We start from the raw sequence: 23,793 nt of genomic DNA, 5'->3' as shown, positions 1-23,793 counted from the left end.
CGCGGGGCGAACGGTGACGGAACCGGAGCCGCTCGCCCCGCCGCGCTGGCCGGGGTTGGTCACCCTGCCGATCAGCGTGGTCGGGCTGGCGGTGGCGGCGTTCCTGACGATCCAGCACTACACCACGGCGATCCCGCTGGCCTGCCCGGACACCGGGATCATCAACTGCACCAAGGTCACCACCAGCGCGCAGTCCGCGATCTTCGGTATCCCGGTCGCGCTGCTCGGCCTGCTCTTCTTCGCCGCCATGGTGCCCCTGTGCCTGCCGGCGGCGTGGCGCTCGACCCGGCCGGAGTTGCGCTGGGGCCGGCTCGCGTTCGCGCTGATCGGCGTCGGGTTCGTGGTGTACCTGGTGTACACGGAGCTGTTCACGCTGGACGCGCTGTGCCTGTGGTGCACCACCGTCCACGTGATCACCGTCGTGCTGTTCGCCGTGGTCGCGATGGCCACGGCATCCACCGGCGAGGCCAACGCCTGACCGGTGCCGGCGGTGCGACGCGGGTCACCGCGTCGCACCGCAGCCGGTCCGGCCCGCCGGGGAACTTCCCGCACCCCGGCGGCGACTAACCACACGTGACGATCAAGCCCGAAACGCCGTCGCGTCCCGATCGGCGCCGCCGCCCGTGGCCGGTGCGGCTGGCCGCCTCCACCGCCACGATCATCGTGGTGGTGCTCGCGGCGGCCTCTCCCGCCTGGGCGCACTCCCGCTTGGAGCACACCGATCCGGCGGACGGCGCCACGTTAACCGCTCAGATCTCGACGGTTACCCTGACCTTCAACGAAATGGTTCGGGGGCAGTTCACGACCGTGGTGGTCAACGGCCCGGGCAAGGTCTCGTACAGCGAGGGGCATGTGCAGGTAATCGACGATGACGTGCGCCAGAAGGTGTACCCGCTGCACTCCGGCGGCTACACGGTGGCCTGGCGGGCGATCTCGGCGGACGGGCACCCGGTCGAGGGCCAGTTCCACTTCACCATGAAGCTGGCGGCCGACCAGGAGCCGACCACGAACCCACCGGCCACCCAGGCGGCCTCGGCGGGCGGCGGCGGGCGCTCGAACCGGCTGTGGCTGTGGGGCGGCGCGGCGGCGGTGGTCGTCGTGATCGTCGCTCTCGTGCTGGGCCTGACCCGCCGACGGGCGGTGAACGCGCCGTGACCCTGGACCCGAACGCCACCGCCCCCGACACCGACGCTCCCGACACCACCGCCCCCGAGGCCGACGCTCCGGAGGCCGACGCTCCGGAGGCCGAAGCCTCGGCCGCTCCGGTCGCCGCGGTCCCGGCGGGCGCGGTCCCGGCGGCTGTCGGTCCGGCGGGCCGCGGTCCGGGCACGGCCGGCCCGGTCACGACCGGACCGGCTGCGGCCGGCTCGAGGTGGTGGCTTCCGGCCGTGGTCGGCATCGCGGCGCTGGCCGTGCTGGTGCTCTCGCTGGAGGGCGGCCACGGGCTCAACGCCACCACGATCACCGGGCTGCCGAATCCCGGAACCTTCACTAACTGGGCGCTGCCGGTCGTCACGCTCGTCGTCGAGGGGCTGGGAACGCTCACCGTCGGCCTGTGCGTGGCCGCCGCGTTCCTGCTGCCGGGCAAGGACCGGACCGTCGGCGCGCAGGGGTACCGGATGCTGCACCGGGCCACCGGCTGCGCGGTGATCTGGGCGGTCGCCAGCCTGGCGCTGATCGTGCTGACCGTCTCGGACGTGCTCGGGCTGCCGCTGTCGCGGCTCGGCGCGACCAGCGTGTACAGCTTCGCGTGGTCGGTCTCCCAGGGGCAGGCCCTGCTGGTCCAGGCCATCATGGCGCTGGTACTGGCGATCATGACCCGGGTCGGGCTGTCCCGCTCGAACGCGGCCGCCTGCGCGGTGCTGGCGGTGATCGCCGTGCTGCCGCCCGCCTTCACCGGGCACGCCGCCGGCGCCGGCAACCACCAGATAGCGGTGACCAGCCTCGCCCTGCACGTCGCGTCGGCCGCGCTGTGGGTGGGCGGCCTCGCCGCCCTGCTGTTGCTGCGCCGCAGCCGGCTGCTGGCCGACGCCGCCGCCCGGTACAGCCGACTGGCTCTGTTCTGCTGGGTGGCCGTGGCGGTCAGCGGGGTGGCCAACGCGTGGGTCCGGCTGGGCGCCTTCGACGAGCTCTGGCGCTCCAGCTACGGGCTACTGGTGCTCGGCAAGCTGGCCGCCCTGGCGCTGCTCGGCGGTCTCGGCGCGGCGCACCGCACCCGTACCCTGCCGGCCCTGTACGCCGGCAGCCGGCGCGCGTTCTGGCGCCTGGCGGCCGGCGAACTGGTCGTCTTCGGGGCGACCTTCGGTCTGGCGGTGGCGCTGTCCCGCAGCCCCACCCCGGTCGCCAACACGGCCAGCCCCGACCCCCTGGTGGACATCCTCGGCTTCGGCATGCCGCCCGCGGCGACCCTGTCCCGCATGATCACGCTCGTGCTGCCGGACATGTTCTTCCTGACCGTCACCGTGCTCGGGACCGTGGCGTACCTGATCGGGGTGCGGCGACTGCGCCGGGACGGCCACCACTGGCCGATAGCCCGCACGATCAGCTGGGTGTGCGGGATGCTGCTGCTGGCCGCCGTCACCAACCTGGGCGTGGCGCGCTACGCGTACGTGCTGTTCAGCGTCCACATGGCCCAGCACATGGTGCTGTCCATGCCGGTGCCGATCCTGCTGGTCGGGGGCGCGCCGGTGACCCTGGCGCTGCGCGGCCTGCGCCGACCCGCCGACCCGCAAATGCGGGGCGCACGGGACTGGTTGCTGATCATCCTGCACAGCCGGGTGATGAAGGTGCTCACCCAACCGCTGGTGGCCCTGGGCATCTACATCGCCAGCCTGTACGGCCTGTACTTCAGCAACCTGCTCGGCACGCTGATGCGCTACCACCTCGGCCACCTGGCCATGCTCACGCACTTCGTGCTCGCCGGGTACCTGCTGTTCTGGGTGCTCATCGGCATCGACCCCGGCCGCCGGACGCTGCCCCAGCCGGTGCTCGTCCTCGTCCACTTCGCGGCGATGATCTTCCACGCGTTCTTCGGCGTGATCCTGCTGCAGAGCAAGACGGTGATCGCACCGGGCTGGTACTCGTCGGTCCACCCGAGCTGGGCGCCGAGCCTGCTGTCCGACCAGCACCTCGGCGCGGGCATCGCCTGGGCGTTCGGGGAGATCCCCGCCGCGGTCGTGTTCGGCATCCTGGTGTTCCGGTGGATCCGCTCGGACGAGCGCGAGCAGGTCCGGTTCGACCGGGCCGCCGACCGTGCCCAGGCCGCCGGCGAGGAGGACGAGCTGGCCCGGTACAACGCGTTCCTGCAGGCCGCCGCGCAGGCCGACGCCCGCCGGGGTGACGGGCGGTAGCGGCCGTCAGGCCGAGGTGACGGGCGGGTAGCGGCCGTCAGCCGGTGGCGCCCGAGCGGGTGGCCAGGGCGAAAAAGCGGTGGGCCGGGTCGTCGTACCGGGTCAGCCGCCAGCCCGAGGCCGCCAGCAGGGCGCGCAGGCGCGGCTCGTGCAGCGGCTCGTCCGGGCGCAGCGTGCGGCCGTGCCGGGCGGCCAGCGCCACCCGCCCGGTCGGGTGGAAGATGACCAGCGCGCCGCCGGGCCGGGTGACCCGGGCCAGCTCCGCCAGCCCCGCCGCCGGATCGGGCAGGTGCTGGACGAGCCCGGCGGCGAAGACGGCGTCCGCCCGCCCGTCGGCCAGCGGCAGGTGCCGGGCGTCCCCGAGCACCAGGTCGACCCCTGACAGGCCCTGCTCGGCGCGGGCCGCCGCGAGCATCTGCGGCGTGAGGTCCAGGCCGATGACCCTGCCACTCACCCCACGACCCGGCTCCGGCCGCGCCTGCGAAAGACCGATCGCCTGGGCCAGGACCGGCAGGGCACGTCCGGTGCCGCAGCCGACATCGATCACCGTGGCACCGGGCCGGATGCCGGCCTCGGCCACGGCCGCCGCGTAGGCGGGCAGGTCGTCGCCGAACTTGGCGTTCCAGGTCGCGGCCCGCACCGCGAAGAACGCCTGGGTCTCGCTCAGGTAGACGCGCTCGCCGTCCGGATCGAGCCGCGGTGAGACCCGCCGGATCACCGGCCAGGTCGGGTCGTGGTAATCGACCACGACGTCCGCGCCGCGCTCGCCGTCGCCGTCCACGCCGTCACCGTGGCCGGCGCCGAGTCCGGACGACCGCCCGGTACGCAGGTAGACGACCACGTCCCAGCCGCCGGCGGGCGGCCGGTGCCGCAGGCCGGACCCATCGGCCAGCACGACCGGGGCAGAGTCGGCGACCGACCCGCCGACGACCGGAGCGGAGTCGGCGGCCCACCCGCCGTCGGGCCCCGGGTCGGCCAAGGAGTCGTCCCGCGTCAAGGAGTCGTCCCGCACCCTGACGCAGGCCCGTCCACGTGCCCGGATCGCTCCGGCAAGCCGATCGGCGAACTCCCCGGCCGGTCCGCCGGCCGGATCCGCCACCGCGCCGCCGGCCTCCACCAGGACGGCGCGCTCCCCCGCCGAGACGGAGCGCTCCCCCGCCCAGGCCGCATGGGCCGAGGCCGAGCGATCCGGCACGGCGCCATCCGCCCGCGGGCCGGCCGCCGGCGGCGCCGCGACCACCAGGTCGGCGAGCAGGTCGATCACCCGCGCGGCCCGGGCTCGGCGTTCGGGCGCGTCGAGCGTGGGCCACGCGGACCAGGCGGTCGGCCGGGGAATCATGGCTCTCATCATTGCGCCGCCGGCGCGGGCCGGACAACGCGACGCCCCGCTGGTGCTGTGCTCCGTTGGTGCTGTGCCCCGACGGTGCTGTGCCCCATTGGTGCGGTGCCCCATTGGTGCGGTGCCCCGACGGTCAGGCCGCGCCGCGGTCATGCAGGTGAGCCCGCGCCCCATGTGGCGGCGGCACGGCACCCGGGCGCAGCTCGATGACGTTGTCGCCGGGCGGGTCCAGCCTCCACCGCACCGCGCCGCTCCGCCTGCCGGTACCCGCCGGGGGATCCTGGCTCATCGACGGCCGGCACAGCACCACGACTATCGCGTAACCGATTAGTAGCAGCGCGTGACTAGCCAACCGGCTCGGCGCCACCGTGCCGTCGATCAGATCGCCCAGGCTCATCAGGGTCAGCACGCCGACGAACGCGGTCAGGGTGGGCACGACCCCGGATGGGCGGCTGCGCCGCCACGCGATGAACAGGAACCCGGCGCCCACCGCCAGGTTCCATGCCGCCGACTCGTGTACCAGGTGGTCGACGCTGGCGCCCTCCATCTCGCTGGCCGGCATCGCCCCGGCCATCGTCGACCCGGCGATCTGCGCCACCCCGAGCAGTATCTGCCCCGCGCCGATCGCACCGAGCGCCATCCGCAGCACCGCGGCCCACCCGATCCGCCGACGCCTCGGCGCCGCGTCCAGCACGCTGTCCGGCACGCCCGGTACGGGTGGCACCGGCCCCAGTCGGGCCAGCCGGGTCACCGTCGCCGCATCGTCGAGCCACCGCCGGCAGTCCGCGCACTCGGCCAGGTGGGCGTCCACCAGCGCGGCCTGGTCGGGGTCCTCCTCGCCGTCCAGCCGCGCCGAGAGCGCCTCCCGCCACCTACCGCATTCCATACTGCACAGGTCGCCGGCCGCCGGCCGTTGGTTCCCGGCCGCCGCCGAAAGTGTCGCCGGCTCAACTCCGCACGCCGGCTCAACCCGCACGCCGGCTCAACCCGCACGCCGGCTCAACCCGCGCACGCGGGCTCCGGCCGCTCGTCGACTCGCACCGGTGTCACCAGGCCCGCGAACGGGGGCACTAGGTAGGCACGCTACCGTTGCGCCATGGCCGGGTCCGGTTACGACGACGAGAAGATCACGAGTGCGGCCCTGGCCGCCCGGGACGGCGACCGGGCCGCCGCCACGGTCTTCGTCGAGCTGACCCAGCGGCACGTGCACCGGTTCCTCGGGCACCTCGCGGACCTGCGCGACGTGGAGGACCTGGCGCAGGAGACCTACCTGCGGGCCATGTCGGGTCTTCGCGGCTTCGCCGCCCGTTCGTCGGCGCGCACCTGGCTGCTGTCCATCGCCCGCCGGGTCGCCGCCGACCATGTCCGCGCCGCCACCCGCAGTCCGCGGACCACCCCGCTCGAGGGGCAGGAGGTCGCCGCCGAGGCCGCGGCGATTCGGTTGTCCGGTGGGTTCGAGGACGCCGTGGTGCTGCAGCACCTGCTGACCGGCCTCGATCGGGAGCGGCGCGAGGCCTTCGTCGCCACCCAGGTGCTCGGCCTCAGTTACGCCGACGCGGCCGAGGTGTGCGACTGCCCGATCGGCACCATCCGATCCCGGGTGGCACGCGCCCGCGAGGACCTGGTGGAGGCGCTGAATGAGGGCCGCCACGCCGGGCGCGGACGCACCGGCACCTGACGCTCGCCGCCACCCGCCGCGCACCGAAACCCGCTCGCTCACCGCCACCCGCTCGCTCACCGCCACCCGCCCGCCGAATTCCCTCGCCGCATCCACACGCGCCGCACGGTCCGGCGCGCCAATCGGGCGCCCCGCGCGGTCTCCGACGACACGCGGACCGCGCCGCCGCTCAGGTTGACCCGTCTGCTTAGGGTGTGGGCGTGCTCGCGACGACGGCGCGCCCGGCAGCCACTGACGGCCGCGCGGCCAACCGATTGGCAACACCCGTTCGGATCCGACTCACGGCGTTGGTTCTCATCCTCGTCTCGGCGGCGCTGCTCACGGTCACCACCGTCGGCATGATGCGCACCCGCGACCAGGTCGATGTCGTCGGTGCGTACGCCGCACCGCAGGCCGCCACCGCCTCCGACCTCTACCTCGCGCTCAGCGACCTGGACGCCCAGGTCGCCCGCCTCATCATGATTGGCGACTCGGAGTCGCTGTCCGACAGCCGGCTCGACGCGCTGCTGACCTACCGGCAGCGCAGCAACCAGGTCGACGCGGACCTTTCCCAGGCGCTGAACACCGCCACCACCGCGTCGACCCGCACCCAGCTACGGACGCTCACCAGCCAACTGGCGCTGTACCGGCAGCTGGCCTGGGAGGCGCTCGCCGTTCAGGAAGGGGCGGCCGACCAGGTGCCCGGCCGCCCACCGGCGGACACCCTCGGGTATTACTCCCGGGCCACCACGCTGCTGCACGCCGACCTGCTGCCGTCGGCCAAGTCGCTGCGTTCGGCGAGTGAGACCACGCTCAACGATGCCTACTCCGGGCAGCGCTCGACCGCCCGATGGTCGCTGGCCCTGGCCGTGCTGTTCGGCGTGCTGGGCGTGATCCTGCTGCTGGGGCTGCAGGTCCGGCTGGCCCGGCGGTTCCGCCGCCTGATCAACCCGGCGCTGCTCGCGGCGACGCTGGCCACCATCGGACTGGTCGTCGCGGCCGGCGTGGTGTTCACCGGCGAGACCAATCGGCTGGACGCCGCGCAGCGCGACAGCTTCGCCCCGTACCTGTCGCTGACCGCGGCGCAGGCGGTCAGCTACGACGCGGCCGGGGACACCAGCCGGTACCTCATCTCCGGCAACCCGGAATACGTGCAGCAGGACCTGGCGGCGAAGTCGAAGTGTCTGGTCAACGGGGGCACGTGCGGCAGCGGCGGCGACGACCTGTCGGCGGGGCTGGGTGCCTTCGGCAGGGCACCGGGCAGCACCGGTCCCGGCGTGCTGGACCGGTGGAATGCCTACCAGCGCGACCACGACCAGATCGTCGCGCTGAGCGGCGACGGCCAACTCGCCACGGCCGTGAACCGGTTGACCGGCATCTCCCGTGGCGACGCCAACTTCGACTTCTTCTACTACGACACGGCGGTCAGCCAGATCACGGCCAGCCGTAAGGCGGGCTTCGACGCCACGGTGGCCGACGCCCGGCACGCGCTGGCCGGTTGGACGGTGATCCCCGCTGTCCTGATGGGCGTGGCCATGCTGCTGGTTCTGCTGGGAGTCAGGCCGCGCCTCGCCGAGTACCGCTGACGGGCGGGGGCGGCGGGCCTTGGCCCGCCGCCCCCGCCCGTCACGTCAGTGGAACTGCGGAACTATCAGGTAGATCCCGTAGGCCACGCCGAGAGCGCACAGCAGGAAGCAGACCCCGGCCAGGCCGCGGCCGGCCAGACCGTTGCCGCCGCGCTCCCGTGAACCCTCGGCCATGGCCAGGCCCAGGACCCCGCCGGTGAAGACGAGGACGGTACCCGCGCCGGCCAGCAGCCCGACGGCGAGCACCAGGCCCAACGAGTGCCACGCGATGGTCATCGCCACTCCTCCGCTCCCCGGCCGGCGGCGATCCAGGTCGCCCCGATCAGCCCGCCGAACAGCGCGTGCGACGAACTGGACGGCAGGCCGGCCAGCCAGGTCAGCAGGTTCCAGAGAATCGCGCCGATCAGGCCACCGAACACGATGGCCGGTGTGATTTTCGCGTCGTCGACAATGCCACCAGAGATCGTCTTGGCGACCTGTACGGACAGGAACGCGCCGACGATATTGAGCACCGCGGACACCCCGACGGCCACCCGCGGCTTCAGGGCACCGGTCGCGATGGAGGTCGCCATCGCGTTGGCGGTGTCGTGGAAGCCGTTGGTGAAGTCGAATGCGAGAGCGGTGACGATGACGAGCACGACGAGCAGAGACATGGAAGTCCTCCTCTCGATTCGTGCCGACAGGCTAAGCCGGCGCCCACAAACATCGGGCTATGTACACATGGCGATGCGGTTAACGCCCGCGCGGGACGGTGGACGGCAGATCGACGTGCGCGAACAAGCTTCTCGGCAACCGCCGTTCACCCGCCCGACGCGTGTGCTCGATCTACTGCGCCTGGTACCTGGATCGCTCACGACCGTTGGATCGCCCACGACCACTGGAGCGCGCACATGACTGGGGTGTCCCGCCGCACAGTCATCGGCACCGGAGCGGCGGTGGCCGGCGCCCTGGCCACCGGCCAGGTTCTGCCCGAGGCGGCGTCCGGCGCGCCCGCGCACGGCCGCACCGGCACCATCGAGGACGTCAAGCACGTGGTGATCCTGATGCAGGAGAACCGCTCCTTCGACCACTACTACGGCTCGCTGTCCGGGGTCCGCGGCTTCGCCGACCGCCAGCAGCTGCGCTACCCCGACGGTACGAACGTCTTCGAGCAGCCGGACGCCAACCGCGCCGGGGACCGGGTGCTGCGGCCGTTCCGGATGGACACCACCCGGTACGACGCCCAGGAGGCCGGCGACCTCGACCACAGCTGGGACGGCACCCACGCGGCGGCCAACGGTGGCGCGTGGAACCGCTGGGTCAACGCCAAGGGCGAGGAGGCGATGGGGTACTTCACCCGGGCCGACGTGCCCTGGCAGTACTCGCTCGCGGACGCGTTCACGATCTGCGACCACTACTTCTGCTCGATCCAGGGACCGACCACCCCGAACCGGCTGTTCCTGTGGACCGGCACGAACGACCCGGCCGGCACCGCCGGCGGTCCGGCCATCTCCAACCCCGACGACTACCTGCCGGTCTACCGCTGGACCACCTACCCGGAGCGGCTGGAGCGGGCCGGGGTGAGCTGGCAGGTGTACGCGAATACCGAGATCGGTGAGGGCGACTGGCTGGGCGACTACGGCGACAACCCGCTGTGGCTGTTCCAGGCGTACCACGACGCGCAGGGCTCCACCGATCCGGCGGTGCGCCGGCTCGCCGAGCGGGGCAGCGTGACCCCGTGGCAGCCGGACGCCGGGCAGGGCCACTCCGTCGACCACGTGCTGGCCCGGTTCATCGGCGACTGTGCCGCCGGCACGCTGCCCACGGTGTCCTGGATCGTCGCGCCGTACCGGTACAGCGAGCACCCGCAGGCGCGGCCGGTCGACGGCGCGGCGTACACCGACCGGGTGCTGCGGGCGCTGTGGGACAGCCCGGGGCTGTGGTCCTCCACGGTGGTGCTCGTCGACTTCGACGAGAACGACGGGTTCTTCGACCACGTGCCGCCGCCGGTGCCGCCGTCCGGCACCGCCGGGGAGTTCGTGGACGGTCAGCCCATCGGGCTGGGCCCGCGGGTACCGATGACGGTGGTGTCGCCGTGGAGCCATGGCGGCTGGGTCAACTCGCAGGTCTTCGACCACACCTCGGTGATCCGGTTTCTGGAGTTGGTCACCGGGGTCCGGGAGCCGAACATCTCGGCCTGGCGCCGCTCGGTCTGCGGCGACCTGACCAGCTGCTTCGACTTCGGCGACTTCAACCCGCGAGTGCCGACCCTGCCGGACATCGGGGCACTGGTGGCGCGGGCCGACGCCCAGGCGAGCCTGCCTCCGGTACCGGCGCCGGGCCCGGGAGCCCAGCCGGCACCGGCCCAGGAGCCCGGCGGCCGGCCGCGGCGGGACCTGCCGTACCAGCCGAACGCGAACGTCCTCATCGACCGGGCCACCGGCGCGGTGAGCGCGACGCTGACCAACGCCGGCAGAGCGGCCATGTCGTTCGCGGTGTACCCCGACGCCGCGCCGCCGTTCGCGGCCACCCCGGTGCTGGTGGGCCCCGGCCGGGAGGGCCAGTACCGGGCCGAGACCTCCGGTGGCCGGTACGCGTTCACTGTGTACGGGCCGAACGGGTTCATCCGGGCATTCGCCGGTACGGTCGTCCCAGAAGGTCGCCACGAGGGCCAGATACCCGGGGTGAGCGTCCAGGTCGACCCGGAGCACGGCGGGCAGCTGATCCTGACGCTGCGTAACGCCGGCTCCCTCGCGGTGCGCTTCACGCTCGCCAGCAACGACTTCCTGCGCCTGACCGAGGTGCACCAGGTGGGTCGCGAGGGCTTCACGCGGGTGACCTGGCCGACCCAGGACGGCTGGTATGACGTGACGATCACCACAACCGGCGCCGCGCCCATAGCCTACCGGTTCGCCGGACGCGTCGAACGCTCCTGACCTCCGCCTGGAGGCCACCCCGACCGGCCCGGGGCCGCCTGGCGGCCGCATTTGGACGCCAGGCAGACTTGCCGTGACGGCTCGGGGGTCGCCGCCTTACGACCGCCCTTCCGTCGCCGTGGAAGCCGGTCCTGGGAGGGCACGTGAGCTACTCGTTCTTGAGCCATCTGGAGTGCTCGCGCACTGGTACGCGCTATGACGCGGACATCGTTCAGGGGGTGAGCGAGCAGGGCGCTCCCCTGCTGGCCCGGTACGACCTGGACCGGGTGGCCGCCACGGTCAGCCCGGCCGAGATCGCCTCGCGACCGCCCACCCTGTGGCGCTACCACGAGGTGCTGCCGGTACGCGACGAGGCGAACGTGGTCACCATGGGTGAGGGGATGACTCCGCTGATCCCCCTGGCGACCTACGGCGCGAAGATCGGGGTGCCCGGGCTGCTGATGAAGGACGAGGGAGTCATCCCCACCGGCACCTTCAAGGCCCGCGGCGCGGCCGTCGGCGTTTCCCGGGCCGCTGAGCTGGGAGTACGCGGGGTCGCCATGCCCACCAACGGCAACGCCGGTGCCGCCTGGGCCGCGTACGCCGCCCGGGCCGGCCTGGCCAGCCTCATCGCCATGCCGACCGACGCTCCGTCGATCACCCGGGCCGAGTGTGTCGTGGCCGGCGCGGAGCTGTACCTGGTCGACGGCCTCATCGGGGACGCCGGCCGGCTGATCGGTGAGGCGGTCGCCGCGCGCGGCGGCTACCAGGAGGTCTCCACCCTCAAGGAGCCGTACCGGCTGGAGGGCAAGAAGACCATGGGGTACGAGATCGCCGAGCAGCTGGGCTGGCGGATGCCCGACGTCATCTGCTACCCGGCCGGCGGCGGGGTCGGCCTGATCGGCATCTACAAGGCGCTGCAGGAGATGCGCGCCCTCGGCTGGATCCCGGACCAGTTCCCCCGGCTCGTCGCGGTGCAGGCCGAGGGGTGCGACCCGATCGTGCGCGCCTTCAAGTCGGGGGCCACGAGCAGCCCGCCGATCGAGAACGCCGGCACCGTCGCGTTCGGCATCACGGTGCCCAAGGCGCTGGGCGACTTCCTGGTCCTCGACGCGGTCCGGGCGACCGGCGGCACGGCGGTCGCGGTCAGCGACCCAGCGCTGCTGGCCGAGCAGCACACGCTGGCGGCTCAGGAGGGCACGTTCATCTGCCCGGAGGGCGCCGCCTGCCTGGCGGCCGTGCGGCAGCTGCGGGAGTCCGGCTGGCTGGCCGAGCGCGACCGGGTGCTGGTGCTCAACACCGGCTCGGGCCTGAAATACCCGCAGACCGTGACCGTCGACGTGCCGACGCTGCCGGCCGACGGTCACCTCCCGCCGGCGCCGAGCGCCTGACGGCGTGACGGCGTGACGGCCTGACCACAGCCTGGCCTGACCACAGCCTGACCGCCGGCCGGCTGATTGTATGACCATTGTCACCGGCTGACCGTCGGTCCATGTGACCAGCTGAGCGGTGCCGGCCGGCCCCGGTTCCACCGGGACCGGCCGGCACGACCGCTGCCACCTCGGCGCCGCCGGCCCGCGCCCGCTCACCCGGCGGCACGGGCCGGCGACCGGGGTCACCCGTGGCCGGTACAGCTCACCGCCGGCGCCGGGTTGGCGGGGCCGGCGCCGAGAAACCCGATCGATTGGCTGCCGCCCGGCGGGATCGACCCGTTCCAGGCCGTGCTGGTCACGCTCACCGTGCCGCCACGCTGGCTCCAGGTGCCGTTCCACAGCTGGGTGACCTTCTGGCCGTTGGCGAACGTCCAGGTCGCGGCCCAGCCGGTGAACGGCGTGCCGCCGGTGTTGCGCACGCTCACCTCGCCCTGGAAGCCGCCGGGCCACTGGCCGGTCACCCGGTAACTCGCCGCGCACCCGCCGCCGTTCCCACCCCCGGGACCGCCGCCGGTGCCGCCCGGACCCACCACCACCTCGGTGATCGAGTTGGCCGGGAAGGTTCCGGTGTACAGGTACAGCGGCGGCTGCCCGTAGGCGACCGGCGCCGCGATCAGGTTCTGGTTCGGCTCGTGTGTGATCGAGGTGAGGTCGTCCGGGCCGTACCGGTAGACCTTCGCGAACGGGGTCAGCGCCCGACCCCTGATGGACACCTGGCTGGTCAGGTCGGTGCCGGTCTTGTTGATGATCATCAGGGTGGTGTCGCCGTCGGCGCTGCGGTCGGCCGCGTACACCGCCAGCTGACCCTGGTCGCCGCTGGTCGCCTGGACGCTGGTGTCGCCGAACGTGCCACCCGCGCCGTCGTAGTCGAGGTACATCCGGAACGCGTACGCGCCCGGCTGATCGGCGGTCGGTGGGGACCACAGGGTGGCCAGGTCCAGACCCTCCCGGCCGAAGATGCCCAGCACGTCGGCCTGGGCCAGCGCGCCGTTCATGGTGTCCAGGGCGCCCCAGTTGTATTCGGTGATGGCCGTCTTCGTGCCCGAGTAGTTGGCCGCCACCAGCTGCTTCATGCGCGGAATGAGCGCGGTCGCCGTGCCGATCCAGCTTTCGTCCACATAGGACGGATCCCACAGGTTGCGGGTGGAGCGCAGCCGCAGTGCGTTGGTGGCCGGGTCGTCACCGTTGCCGAACGCGACCCCGGTCTCCTGCGGGTACCAGTGGTTGTCGTAGTAGTCGAGGATCCGTACCCCGTGCGCCTGCTCGTACGCCTTCAGCTGCTGCAGGTACCAGGCGCCGAAGTCCACGCCGCCGTGCGCCGCCCGGTCCGGCGGGTTGCTCCAGCACGAGCCGCCCTCGATGCCGCAGGTCTGCTGGTCGGACCCCGACAGGGTGAGGGAGTTCCAGCCCCAGCCCACCGGGCCCAGGGTCTGCGCGCCCGGGTCGGCCGCCTTCACGGCCGAGGCGATGCGGTACGTCGAGTCGCGCATCTCATCGTAGGTGGCGCCGTTCGGGTGCACGTCGCGATGCGTCTGGAACCAGATGTCGGGCTCGTTGTCGAGGTTGTAGAACTTGACTCCCCCGTTCGCGGCCGTGCCGTACTTGGTGGTCAAATGGTTGAGCCAGTCGGTCACATAGGCGGCGCCGGCCGGGGCGCTGGTGTCCGTCGGGTCGTTGCCGGTGATCGGGGTGCCGTCCGGCCTGACACCGTTGCCGCAGTCCGGCCGCCACTGGTCGGTCTGCTGCTGCGGCCCGTACTTGGCCACGCTGAACCCACACGAGTAGTCGCGGGCCTTCGGTACCCAGCCGATCAGCGGCACGGTGAGAATGCTGTCGGTACCGGTCCGGACGTCCTGGTCGACGAACGCGTCGGTCTCCGAGCCGTCGGGCAGCCCGGCCGGATCGGCGCTACCCGGCACATTCTCGAAAAACCAGTCCGAGCCACGATTGGTCTCGTCGAGCGCGTAGTTGTACCGCGTGGTGGCGTTGCCGCCCCACCGGCGCACCGGCAGGCGCAACTGCGCCGCCAGGTCCTCGTCGGCGAAGTTCATTCCGTAGATGTCGCGGGAGATGGCGTGCCGGCCCGCGGTCACGTCGACCGCGAGCGCCGGGCCGCTGACCGGGGCCGCCGCGACCGGCGTGGCCACCAGCGCGGTGGCGGCGACCAGCGGTAACCCGGCGAGGATGACGGAGGTACGGCGCATGGGGGTGCTCCTTCCGCTCGAGCGCGGTGCGGGAAGGGCGGGCCGCGCGGCGGGTGCCCGGGTCGGGACCGGGGCGACCAGCCCCGACCCGGTCATCGCGGGCCGTGCCCGCAACCGTCGCATCGCGGGCCGTGCCCGCAACCGTCGCATCGCGGGCCGTGTCCGCAACCGTGGCCTGTCCACGCGTCGACACCTGGCGGGCGCTGCGCGTCGCCACACTGCGGGCCCTGCCCGCGGCGATGCCCTTTATTCGTGCTGCCCTACCGGCTGCGTGGCCCGGTGATCCACCGCTCATCGTGTGCCCGCCGGCTGCCGGCCGGCGGATGTCGCGGCGAGAATGCTCCCAAGAGACTGGATCGGACGCTAACCAAGCCATCCAGACATGTCAATAGCAATGGTCGAGGCGACGACATCCGACAAGGGTCGCCGCAGTAGCAATCACCCGACCGGCCCGGGCCCGATGCGCCGTCACTCCGCGGGCGGCACCGCCTGGTTGCTGTCCTTGAAGCTGCCCCAGCCATGCCAGCGCTGAATCTCGATCCAGGCATTGACCCGCGGCCGGTCGCGGGTGGGGTACGGCGCTCCCGTGTACTGCCGGGAGAGTCGGTCGATGCCGGAGAGATCCGAGTCCGCAGCGATGTCCGTCACCCGGCCGATCAGGGTGACGTGCGTATACCAGTCGCCCTCCGGTAGCACGGTGAGCGAGACTCGCGGATCGCGCCGCAGGTGCCCGAGTCGCACGCGCCCTTCGTCCATGTTGATCAGCACCCGGCCGTCGTCCTCCCACAGGTACCAGGTCGCGGTGGTCACCGGCTCGCCGTTGGCGCGGAGGGTGGCGATGACAGCGGGGTTGGGCTGGCGCAGCATGGCGACGGCATCGTCGGGCAGCGGGGGCAACGACATGTGATTCTCCTGTTCGGGTCATGGTTCGCGGCGCGGCCGGCGGCGGCCGAACGGTGGCCGGCCGTTCCAGCCGAGATTAGCCGTGACGGTGCTGGTTGGTCGCGATCATTCTCGGGCCAGGCTGCCAGGCGATGCCCTAGCCACGCGGGCGGGCCCCCACGGGAGCGAGAAGGAGTCACGTCGGCGGACGGCTCGCCACCCGCTCACTCGGATCTGCCCGACGGCCCCCAAAATCAACTAATCGGCCACATCGTCACGAAAATGGCGGCTCGGCCGCCCAGGCGTGCGATGACCCACCGGTCGCCTCCGGGGTCGGCGGATATGACGCGCGTCAATCCCCTCAACCTGTCGAAATCCTCAAATCCATCCCTGCACCGAAGCCAAACGGAACGTCGGCCACTAGCGTCAGCGCTGGCGGGGACACTCCTATAGCTCGGGAGAACGGATGAACCTACGCAGGTGTACAACGGCAGCCGCCGCCGGCGTGCTGATCACGATGGCGACTCTCGCGGTAAGTGGCACGGCGAACGCCGCGGCACCGGCGCCGGCACCGGCGACGGCCCAGCAGGGGATCACTCACGAGGAGAACTCCCGTGTCCCGGAGGGCGCGGTGTGGACGGAGGCATACTTCCCGTCCTCCGATCACAGCGGCGTCGAACTGCACGCCGACGTGCTGCGGCCGGCGAACCTGCCGTCCCGCGCCAAGACGCCGGTGATTCTCGCCGTCGGCCCCTATTTCAGCCACTCCGGTCAGACCGGGCCGGAGGGGTGGACCGAGACCGGCCCGTCCAACCGGTTCGAGGACTTCACCAGCGGCACCAACCTGTTCGCCCGCGGCTACACCTACGTCATGGTCGACCTGCGTGGCTTCGGCGGGAGCACCGGCTGCCTCGACTGGGTGGGGCCCGGTGAGCAGGCGGACGTGAAGGCCGCGATCCAGTGGGCGGCGAAGCAGCCATGGTCCACCGGCAAGGTGGGCATGTACGGCAAGTCGTACGATGCCGTGACCGGCCTGGTCGGCAACGACCTGCGCCTCGGTGCGCTGAAGGCCGTGGTCGCTCAGGAGCCGGTGTGGAACATGTACAACTACCTGTTCAGCAACGGCGTCCCCCGGCCCAACGTGACCGGCACGCCGAACTCCTACAACGGCATCGCCACCATGGCGCCGCTGGCCGACGACAGCGACCGCTACAAGGCGAACGCGGCCTACGAACAGGCCCACCCCGAGTGCCTGTCCGACAACCTCAAGAACAACAACAACCCCGACCTCGACTCGGCGTACTGGAGCGCCCGGAACCTCGCGGCGAAGGCAAAGGGCACGAGCACGCCGATGTTCATCACGCAGGGCTTCATCGAGAACAACACCAAGCCGGAAGACGCCCAGGAGTACCTGAGCAACCACCACGGCGTGGAGCAGGGCTGGATGGGACAGTGGGAGCACGTCCGCGGCAACGAGACCAACGCCCAGGGGCAGCTGCTGCAGGGCCGCGCCGGCTTCTTCGACGAGGTCATGCGCTTCTACGACCAATACCTCAAGGGCATCAAGCCGCACGTCCACGACGCCGCGTTCCACATCGAGGACAGCACCGGCGTGTGGCGCGCACAGTCGACCTGGCCCACTCCGTCGGCGTCCACCGTGGCCGGCCTGCCGAACGGGCAGTACGTCGATGACGGCCAGGCCTCGACGCTGGCCGCGCCGGCCGCGACCCCCACGACCGTCGGCCAGCAGTGGGACATGGAGCACGCCACGGACACCGCGACGGACACCGCCCCGCTCGCCGCGAAGAGCTTCGCCGCCGCGCCGGCGGCGGGGGACACGCACAGCTACTTCAGCTGGTCCACGCCGACCACCTCCCGGCTGCGCATCACCGCCACGCCCCAGGTCACGCTGAACGCCAGCGCGCCCGGCAACGTCTCGGTGCGACTGTGGGACGTCGCTCCGGACGGTACGGGGGTGATGTTCGATGAGAACGTGGCGCTGATCGAACACGCGGGTCGGGTCTCGTTCGAGCTGAAGTCCACCGACTGGACCTTCGAAAAGGGCCACCAGCTCGGCGTACAGATCGGGACGATCGGCGGCCGCAGCTGGCGCGACACCCCGAGCGGCAACACGATCCGGGTCAGTGGAGCGCGGCTGAGCCTGGCGCTGCAGGACCCGCGGTTCGACGTGCCGGCCCAGGGCGACCGGTCGCCGTTCCTCGACACCTACCTGTCGCAGGACACCCAGACGCTCACCGGCGTCGGCAAGGGCACCTTCCCGCTCACCCTTCACGCCCGGCACTGACGACCCGGGGGTCGGCCACCCTCGCCGCTCGCCGGCGTGAGCTCGCGGCCGACCGGGTGAGCGCGTGAGCCGCGCGGGTCTGATCCGGATGATCAGACCCGCGCGGCGGCCGGCTGGGCGCCGAGCGTGCCGGCCGGATGAACAAGGTCGGGGATGTCGCCATGGGCTATGGCCAACTCGCCACCCGCCCCGTGCTGGCCTGGGCCCTCGTCGTCGTCGGCGCGCGACTGCCGGTCGCGATGGCACCGCTCGCACTCGTATTCCTGGTGCGCGAGCGCCCCGGCGGGTACGCGGTGGGCGCCGGCCTCGGCTCGGCTTACGTCATCGGCGAGGTGGTGGGGGCGGCGGTGCTCGGGCCGTGGCTACAGCCACACCGGGCCCGTAACCAGTTGGCGGCCGGGTTGGCCGTCGGGGCCGGCGCGTTCGCGGCGCTCGGGCTGCTCCCCCACGCACACCCGCCGCTGTTGGCCATCCTGGCGGTCCTCGCCGGCGCCGCACCGGCGGCGGCGCCCGGAGCGCTGCGCACCCTGCTGACCTCGCAACTGCCGGAGGTCCTCGTCGTTACCGCGCTGAGCGCCGAATCCGTGCTCACCTACGCGGTGTGGGCCGTCGCGCCCGCGCTCGTCGGGGTGCTCGCGCTGAACCTCGCCCCGTCCCTGCCGCTGCTGCTCGCCGCCGCCCTCATGGCCGCGGCCGCCGGGGGGCTGCGGGCGTTGCCGCGCGGCTGGGCGGCGCGGGCGGACGATCGGCGGGGCGCCCACCTGACCCGAACGCTCCTCCGGGCGTGGCCCAGCTACCTCACCGGGGCCGCCGCGATGTCCCTGCTGGCGCTGGCCGAACTCGTCCTGCCGGCGCTGCTGCGGCAACGGTCTATCGGCGTCGGCTGGGCGGGTCCGCTGCTGGCCGGATTCTCCATCGCGTCCGCGGCCGGTGCCGCCCTGTACGGCCTGCGCCACAGCTGGCCCGGGTCGCCGCGCGCGCAGAGCCTGATTCTCCTAACGGCCGTCGCCGGGTGCGTCACGCTCATGGCCACCACGGGCTCGTTGCCCCGGATCGCGGGTGCGCTGCTCGTCGCCGGGCTGCTGGCATCCGGCGTGCAGGTGACCCGCGCCCTGTCGCTGCGCGAGGCACTGCCGTCCAGCGCGCACGCGGCGGCGTACTCCGTCATGTACGCGGCGACCGGGGTCGGCTACGCGAGCAGCGCCGCGTTGGTGGGCGCCGTGCAGACCGCGGCCGCGCCATCGGTCGCCGTCCTCGCCGGCGTGGGGTTGACCCTGCTGATGGTTGCCACCAGCGCCCTGGCCGAGCTGGGGACTCGACGCCGGGCATCCGTCACCCCGCGCGAAACAGAATGCGGACATGGGGCTCACGCTGAACCGTCGCCGCGCGGTCCGCGCGGATGACGGGCGACAAGTCAGGCCGGGAACCCGGACCACGCGATTTGGTACGGTCGCCGACCATGGGCTACGACACCAGCTTCCACCCGGTCGACGTGAACCTGGTGGCCACCCGCCTGCTGCCGTACATCGCCGGCCACGGCGGCGACGGTGACCTGGACGACCTGATCGCTCGGGCGGTACTCCTGCGCCGCGTCCGGTTCCGGGCGAAATCCTGGGCACTGGGCGCGTTGGAGGCGTTCGAGAAGCGCGGCATCGACGGACCCGACCCGGACCTGATCGTCTGGGGACGGCCGTTTTTCATCGTCGCCGACGAGCCCGGCCAGGTCGTGGCGGACGTGCTGCGCTACCTTGCCACGCCGCCCGACGACGTCGACGAACTCGCCCGCGAGATGGTCGCCCGGATCGACCCGGGGCTGGCCGGCACGGTCCGGCCCGACCCCGATGGCACCCTGCCGGACGACGCGGAGCTGGCCCGGTCGCTGAGCCGGCGGATGCGGGTGCTGCGGGCCAGCGCCGCGGCGCTGGCCGGCGGCGTCGCGACGGTGCGGGATCCCGACGGCGACGAGGAGTTCGAGGCGGCCGTGCTGCTGGCCCGTGAGGTGCCGCTCAGCGTGCTGGAGCTGGCCGCCGCGCTGACACCGGGATGGATGTCACGCGGGTACACCTGGCCCACCTCGCTGTGCGCGGCGGCCGGCGTACCGGCGACCGGCTTCGCCGCGCCGGAGGCGCTGTTCGCGCCGCTGCGCGAGCTGTTTCCCGGGATCGGCTGGTTCAGCGAGCCCACCATCACCGAGAACTACATGGTGGGTGGCCTCGTCGCGCCGGGCGACGTGGCGCGGGTGCGGGCGGAGCTGTCGGCGCGGCGTGACGCGCTGCTGGAACCGCCGGGTCGCGAGGGCTGGGCCGGGATCGCCGCCGACAACCTGCTCAAGATCGACGAGGCGCTGGCGCTCGCCGGGCACCTGGGCTTCGGATTCGCCGAGGCCACCGAGGTCTACAGCGGCTTCGAGGGCGAACTCAACTGAGCGGGCCCGGCAGTGGGCGGTGTGACATGGGCTGGCCGTGCGCGCTCGACGCCCGTGCTGGGCGGGGCTTCCGGTGGTTGCGCTCACCGTGGGTACCGGCGTGTGATGCGCTGTGGGCACGTTCGGGCTTGCGCTTTCCGCTGCGTCAACTCCTACGGTCGGGGGTGTGGCCGGAGCAGCCGGCCAGGCGATGGGAGGCATGGCAATGGCCTGGTCAATCGCGGACGTAGCGCGGTTGTCCGGGGTGACGTCCCGGACGCTGCGGCATTACGACGAGATCGGCCTGCTTCCGCCCGCGTGGATCGGGAGCAACGGGCACCGCTACTACGAGGAGACCCATCTGCTGCGCCTGCAGCAGATCCTGCTGATGCGGGAGCTGGACCTGGGACTGCGCGAGATCGCAGCGGTCCTGGACAGCCAGGCGGACCAGGTGTCCGTGCTCCGGGAGCACCACCGGCGCCTGCTGGTGGAGCAGGAGCGGCTGGCCACGCTGGCACGCACGGTCAGCCGCACCATCGCCGAACTGGAGAAGGGAAAGGACGAGGGCGACGTGGTAGAGATCAACAGGCCGGAGAACCTGTTCGAGGGATTCGACTCCTCGCGTTACGAAGCCGAGGCACGCGAGCGGTGGCCGCAGGAGTACGAGCAGTCTCGGCAGGTCAGCGAGGGGCTTACCGCTCAGGACCAGGAGCGGATGCAGCGCGAGACGACGGCGCAGATGATTCGCATGGCGGAGTTCATGGCGACTGGTACGCCCGTCCTCGACCCCGCGGTGCTCACTGAGGTGGACGCTCACTACCGGGGCATCTGCCGGTTCTGGACCCCGAACGCGGCCGCGTACAAGGGGTTGGGCCAGACCTACGTTGATGACCCGCAGTTCCGTACGGCCTACGACAAGGTCGCTGCCGGGCTGGCCGAGTACCAGCGCGACGCGATGGCCGCCTACGCCGAAGCCCGGCTGAGCTGACCGACAGCTCACCCGCCGGGGGGCTGCAGACCCCCGGCGCACTAAGGCGGCGGCACGGCCGCCGGTCCCGCCGACCAGTGGTGTCAAGGTTCTGGCAAGACCGGAGTGCAAACCGATGCCCGACACTTGCCGGTACCGCCGCGGCTAACGGAGGGCAGGCGCATGCATCCACAGTCGTCACCCGACCCACCGATGTACCAGGGCCCCCCGTTCGGCCCCGCCATCAGCGCGCCCCCGTACCAGCCCGTGCCCCCGGGTCCGCCGCGGCCGCCCGGTCGCCGCGCGTTCACCATTGTGGCGGTCGTGGCGGCGGTCGTGCTGATCGCGCTCGGCACCACCCTGCTGGTCGGCCTGTCCACCGTCTCGGGGCTGCGCCACGACGTCGTCACCGCCAGGAATCAGCGCGATGCGGACGCCCGTCGCACCGCCCTCGGGCGTGGCCCGGCGTGCCTCACCGCGTACCGAAGCCGATCCCGCACCGCGGCCGACCCCTCCCCGTCATAACCCTCGATGTCTAGGCATTAAGGATATGGGCGCAACCGCGCCAGACAAACCCGTCGCCCCCCGAGTCAGCGGCGGACCCCGGTAGCGAGCTCGGTGGTCATGACCAACTCGATCTCGTCGCTGTAGCCGGTCAGCGTCGCGGTCACTTCGGCCGTCAGGTCGTCGCGGACCTCGGGCGGCAGGATCAGGTGCGCCGACGTGGTGTTGACGCGCGCCACGAGATCGGCCACCGACATCGCGCGCGTCCAGTGGTACCGGCGCGTTCGCAGGTCCGAGAAGTAGTCGCCCGCTTCGGCGTGCAGCTCGGGCCACCCGTCCGGATGTTCCTGGTCGACGAGATTGTCCGGGGCGGACGGGAGTGCGGGCTCCTCGTGAACCGAACGGATCTCGATGCCGAGGCGGTCGTACGCGGCGGTGAAAGCGGCCGGGACCCGCGGATCGGCGTAGCGGTCCTCGTTCCAGAACAGCGCGATCACGCCGCCGCCGCGGACCGCGGCACCAGCGTCGGCCCAGCGCGACTTCGGATCGGTCCAGTGCCATGCCTGCCCGCTGATCAGACCGTCGAAGCCGGGCGCACCGGCCGGTCGGGCCGCCGACCAGCCCTCGAACGTGGCGATCTCCACCCGCGGCCGCGCGTCGCCGGTGAGCTTGGCCGACAGCACCTCCGCCATCTCCGGGTCCGGTTCGACACAGGTCATCGCCATGCCACGGGCGGCGAACGCGGCGGTGGCGATCCCGGTGCCGGCGCCGACCTCGACCAGCCGCGGACCCGGGACCATCGCGACCACGTCGTCGACCAGTTGATCCGGATACCGGGGGCGGTACCTGTCGTAGTTGGCGGCAGCCTGGCCGAAGCTTCGCGCGCGGACGCTGTCGATGTTGGGATTCTCGGTCATGCTGATCATCCTCACACGGCCCATCTCCGCGCCGCCGAGACCGGAGGTTCCCGACCCTCGATCGGCGAACCGGCCCTGGACCGGTTCTCCTATCTGCGGTTCAACCTTGACGGCCGGGAGATGACCTCGCGGTCCGCCGCCCGTGCTCAACTCGCCCGGACGTTCGGGTTCCCGGATCGCTACGGCAAGAACTGGGACGCGTTGAACGACTCCTTCGGCGACTTCGTCGGGGCCCATTCCGGCGCGTTGATAGCGGTCGTGTGGGACCACGTCGACGCCGCCGCACGGCTCGCTCCAGCGACCGCCATCGAGGTGGGCTGGGCGCTGCTGATGTCGACGAGCGGTTCGCCGCGACCGCTCGGTGAGGCTGGGGACCGGCTCATCGAGTTGGACGTCTTCGTCGTCGGCGACAGCGACGACTTCGACCGCCCGTAATCGGGCACCCGCGCGGTGCGGTCAGGGCACCCGGGCGACGCCGCCGTACCAGGCGACGTCCTCGATGGTCGGCCGGGGCTGCGGCTCGTCCTCGGCCCGCCACTGCGAGACCGATACCACGCCGGGCTCCAGCAGTTCGAGCCCGGCGAAAAAGGTGGCGAACTCCGCCCTGGTGCGGAAGTGCACGTCCTCGGCGCGGATCCGGGCGCCGGTGTCGACCGACATGAAGTCGTGGGTGACGTGGGACAGCACCACGTAGCTGCCCGGCGCCAGGGCGCGGATCAGCGGCGCCGGCAGGCCGTGCGGGTCGTCGGCGTCGGGAATGAAGTGCAGCACGGCGACGACCATGAGGGCGACCGGCTGGGACAGGTCCAGGGTGGCGCGAAGGTCGGGGTGGCCCAGGATCTTCGCGGGCTGCCGGAGGTCCGCGTCGAGGTAGGCGGTGGCGCCCTCGGGGGTGCTGGACAGCAGCGCGCGGGCGTGGGCGAGCACGATCGGGTCGTTGTCGACATACACGACGCGGGAGTCCGGCGCGATGCCCTGCGCGACCTCGTGCGCGTTGGGGCTGGTCGGGATGCCGGTGCCGATGTCCAGGTACTGGCGGATGCCGGCGTGGCGGGCCAGGTGAGTCACCGTTCGGCGCATGAAGCGCGGTTTTCCTGGACGGCGACGCGCATGGTGGGGAACGTGGCGATCAGCCGCTCACCGGACTCGCGGTCGGCGGGGAAGTTGGTGGTGCCACCCAGCAGGTAGTCGTAGCGCCGAGCGGGGTGGGTGACCGAGGTGTCGATGGACGGGCCCTGCTCTTGCTCGCTCACCTGGCCTCCTTGGCTGGCCGTTCTCGCCACCGTGCTTACCGGCGGGCGCGCCGCGCCGGCGCCGAGCATGATCGACGTTCATGATAGCCCGGCCATCG

At 72.2% G+C, this 23,793-nt stretch carries 19 protein-coding genes and 2 pseudogenes; 13 read left to right on the top strand and 8 right to left on the bottom strand.

The genetic code is table 11. From position 1 onward, the window contains the following. Positions 1-13: 13 nt before the first annotated feature. The 3 genes from ABEA87_RS05490 to ABEA87_RS05480 all read left to right on the top strand — a co-directional run bounded on the left by ABEA87_RS05490 (position 14) and on the right by ABEA87_RS05480 (position 3,350). The gene (locus ABEA87_RS05490; protein WP_345626647.1) at positions 14-478 is read left to right on the top strand and encodes a vitamin K epoxide reductase family protein; all 465 of its coding nucleotides are present in this window, start codon (positions 14-16) and stop codon (positions 476-478) included. 95 nt (positions 479-573) lie between these two features. After that, on the top strand, positions 574-1,155 hold the full coding sequence (locus ABEA87_RS05485; protein WP_345626646.1) for a copper resistance CopC family protein: 582 nt from the start codon (positions 574-576) through the stop codon (positions 1,153-1,155). Further along, on the top strand, positions 1,152-3,350 hold the full coding sequence (locus tag ABEA87_RS05480; RefSeq protein ID WP_345626645.1) for a cytochrome c oxidase assembly protein: 2,199 nt from the start codon (positions 1,152-1,154) through the stop codon (positions 3,348-3,350). The genes ABEA87_RS05485 and ABEA87_RS05480 overlap by 4 nt, the downstream gene beginning before the upstream one ends. A gap of 37 nt (positions 3,351-3,387) precedes the next feature. Here ABEA87_RS05480 and ABEA87_RS05475 read toward each other — a convergent pair whose 3' ends face one another. Next, the gene (locus ABEA87_RS05475; RefSeq protein ID WP_345626643.1) at positions 3,388-4,689 is read right to left on the bottom strand and encodes a class I SAM-dependent methyltransferase; all 1,302 of its coding nucleotides are present in this window, start codon (positions 4,687-4,689) and stop codon (positions 3,388-3,390) included. 133 nt (positions 4,690-4,822) lie between these two features. Next, entirely contained in the window at positions 4,823-5,575 is a 753-nt protein-coding gene (locus tag ABEA87_RS05470) for a zf-HC2 domain-containing protein (RefSeq protein WP_345626641.1), read from the bottom strand. Positions 5,576-5,785: 210 nt separating this feature from the next. Here ABEA87_RS05470 and ABEA87_RS05465 point away from each other — a divergent pair, with 210 nt between their 5' ends. Together ABEA87_RS05465 and ABEA87_RS05460 are read left to right on the top strand one after the other, a co-directional pair. After that, a complete protein-coding gene (locus ABEA87_RS05465; protein WP_345626639.1) occupies positions 5,786-6,367 on the top strand; it encodes a sigma-70 family RNA polymerase sigma factor in 582 nt (193 codons plus the stop codon). Between the two features lie 287 nt (positions 6,368-6,654). Beyond that, positions 6,655-7,932: a hypothetical protein gene (locus ABEA87_RS05460; protein WP_345626638.1), complete on the top strand. Its 1,278-nt coding sequence runs from the start codon at positions 6,655-6,657 to the stop codon at positions 7,930-7,932. Between the two features lie 45 nt (positions 7,933-7,977). Here ABEA87_RS05460 and ABEA87_RS05455 read toward each other — a convergent pair whose 3' ends face one another. Continuing rightward, a complete protein-coding gene (locus tag ABEA87_RS05455; protein ID WP_345626636.1) occupies positions 7,978-8,208 on the bottom strand; it encodes a hypothetical protein in 231 nt (76 codons plus the stop codon). 2 nt (positions 8,209-8,210) lie between these two features. Then, a pseudogene (locus tag ABEA87_RS05450) lies at positions 8,211-8,585 on the bottom strand (inorganic phosphate transporter); the annotation flags it as partial. Positions 8,586-8,822: 237 nt separating this feature from the next. Here ABEA87_RS05450 and ABEA87_RS05445 point away from each other — a divergent pair. Next, positions 8,823-10,847 carry a phosphocholine-specific phospholipase C gene (locus ABEA87_RS05445; protein WP_345626634.1) on the top strand — a complete coding sequence of 675 codons (2,025 nt, stop codon included), beginning with the start codon at positions 8,823-8,825 and terminating at the stop codon, positions 10,845-10,847. A gap of 143 nt (positions 10,848-10,990) precedes the next feature. Continuing rightward, positions 10,991-12,217 (top strand): threonine synthase, encoded by a 1,227-nt coding sequence (locus ABEA87_RS05440; RefSeq protein ID WP_345626632.1) that lies wholly within the window; start codon positions 10,991-10,993, stop codon positions 12,215-12,217. A 224-nt stretch (positions 12,218-12,441) separates the two neighbouring features. On the opposite strand, the gene ABEA87_RS05435 is transcribed toward ABEA87_RS05440, so the two are convergent. Together ABEA87_RS05435 and ABEA87_RS05430 are read right to left on the bottom strand one after the other, a co-directional pair. Next, entirely contained in the window at positions 12,442-14,463 is a 2,022-nt protein-coding gene (locus tag ABEA87_RS05435; protein WP_345626630.1) for a glycoside hydrolase family 44 protein, read from the bottom strand. A gap of 468 nt (positions 14,464-14,931) precedes the next feature. Next, complete coding sequence (locus ABEA87_RS05430; protein WP_345626628.1) at positions 14,932-15,366, bottom strand: PPOX class F420-dependent oxidoreductase; 435 nt, start codon at positions 15,364-15,366, stop codon at positions 14,932-14,934. A 445-nt stretch (positions 15,367-15,811) separates the two neighbouring features. Here ABEA87_RS05430 and ABEA87_RS05425 point away from each other — a divergent pair, with 445 nt between their 5' ends. The 5 genes from ABEA87_RS05425 (at position 15,812) to ABEA87_RS05405 (ending at position 21,546) form a co-directional block, all read left to right on the top strand. Next, the gene (locus tag ABEA87_RS05425) at positions 15,812-17,650 is read left to right on the top strand and encodes a CocE/NonD family hydrolase (protein ID WP_345626626.1); all 1,839 of its coding nucleotides are present in this window, start codon (positions 15,812-15,814) and stop codon (positions 17,648-17,650) included. A gap of 137 nt (positions 17,651-17,787) precedes the next feature. Beyond that, a complete protein-coding gene (locus tag ABEA87_RS05420) occupies positions 17,788-19,053 on the top strand; it encodes an MFS transporter (RefSeq protein ID WP_345626624.1) in 1,266 nt (421 codons plus the stop codon). Positions 19,054-19,109: 56 nt separating this feature from the next. Continuing rightward, positions 19,110-20,075, top strand: coding sequence for a serine/threonine-protein kinase (locus ABEA87_RS05415; protein ID WP_345626622.1), 966 nt, complete (start codon positions 19,110-19,112; stop codon positions 20,073-20,075). Between the two features lie 205 nt (positions 20,076-20,280). Continuing rightward, on the top strand, positions 20,281-21,042 hold the full coding sequence (locus ABEA87_RS05410) for a MerR family transcriptional regulator (RefSeq protein WP_345626620.1): 762 nt from the start codon (positions 20,281-20,283) through the stop codon (positions 21,040-21,042). 162 nt (positions 21,043-21,204) lie between these two features. After that, on the top strand, positions 21,205-21,546 hold the full coding sequence (locus ABEA87_RS05405) for a hypothetical protein (RefSeq protein ID WP_345626618.1): 342 nt from the start codon (positions 21,205-21,207) through the stop codon (positions 21,544-21,546). Positions 21,547-21,611: 65 nt separating this feature from the next. On the opposite strand, the gene ABEA87_RS05400 is transcribed toward ABEA87_RS05405, so the two are convergent. Then, positions 21,612-22,442 carry a class I SAM-dependent methyltransferase gene (locus ABEA87_RS05400; RefSeq protein ID WP_345626617.1) on the bottom strand — a complete coding sequence of 277 codons (831 nt, stop codon included), beginning with the start codon at positions 22,440-22,442 and terminating at the stop codon, positions 21,612-21,614. Here ABEA87_RS05400 and ABEA87_RS05395 point away from each other — a divergent pair. Continuing rightward, the gene (locus ABEA87_RS05395; protein WP_345626616.1) at positions 22,347-22,877 is read left to right on the top strand and encodes a barstar family protein; all 531 of its coding nucleotides are present in this window, start codon (positions 22,347-22,349) and stop codon (positions 22,875-22,877) included. The genes ABEA87_RS05400 and ABEA87_RS05395 overlap by 96 nt on opposite strands. A 21-nt stretch (positions 22,878-22,898) precedes the next feature. On the opposite strand, the pseudogene ABEA87_RS05390 reads toward ABEA87_RS05395, so the two are convergent. Next, a pseudogene (locus tag ABEA87_RS05390) lies at positions 22,899-23,764 on the bottom strand (SAM-dependent methyltransferase). Between the last annotated feature and the right edge of the window lie 29 nt (positions 23,765-23,793).

Source organism: Rugosimonospora acidiphila (assembly GCF_039543385.1).
Taxonomy (GTDB): Bacteria; Actinomycetota; Actinomycetes; order Mycobacteriales; family Micromonosporaceae; genus Rugosimonospora; species Rugosimonospora acidiphila.
Note: the sequence above shows the minus strand (reverse complement) of the source record. Positions and strands in the feature narration are given on the sequence as shown.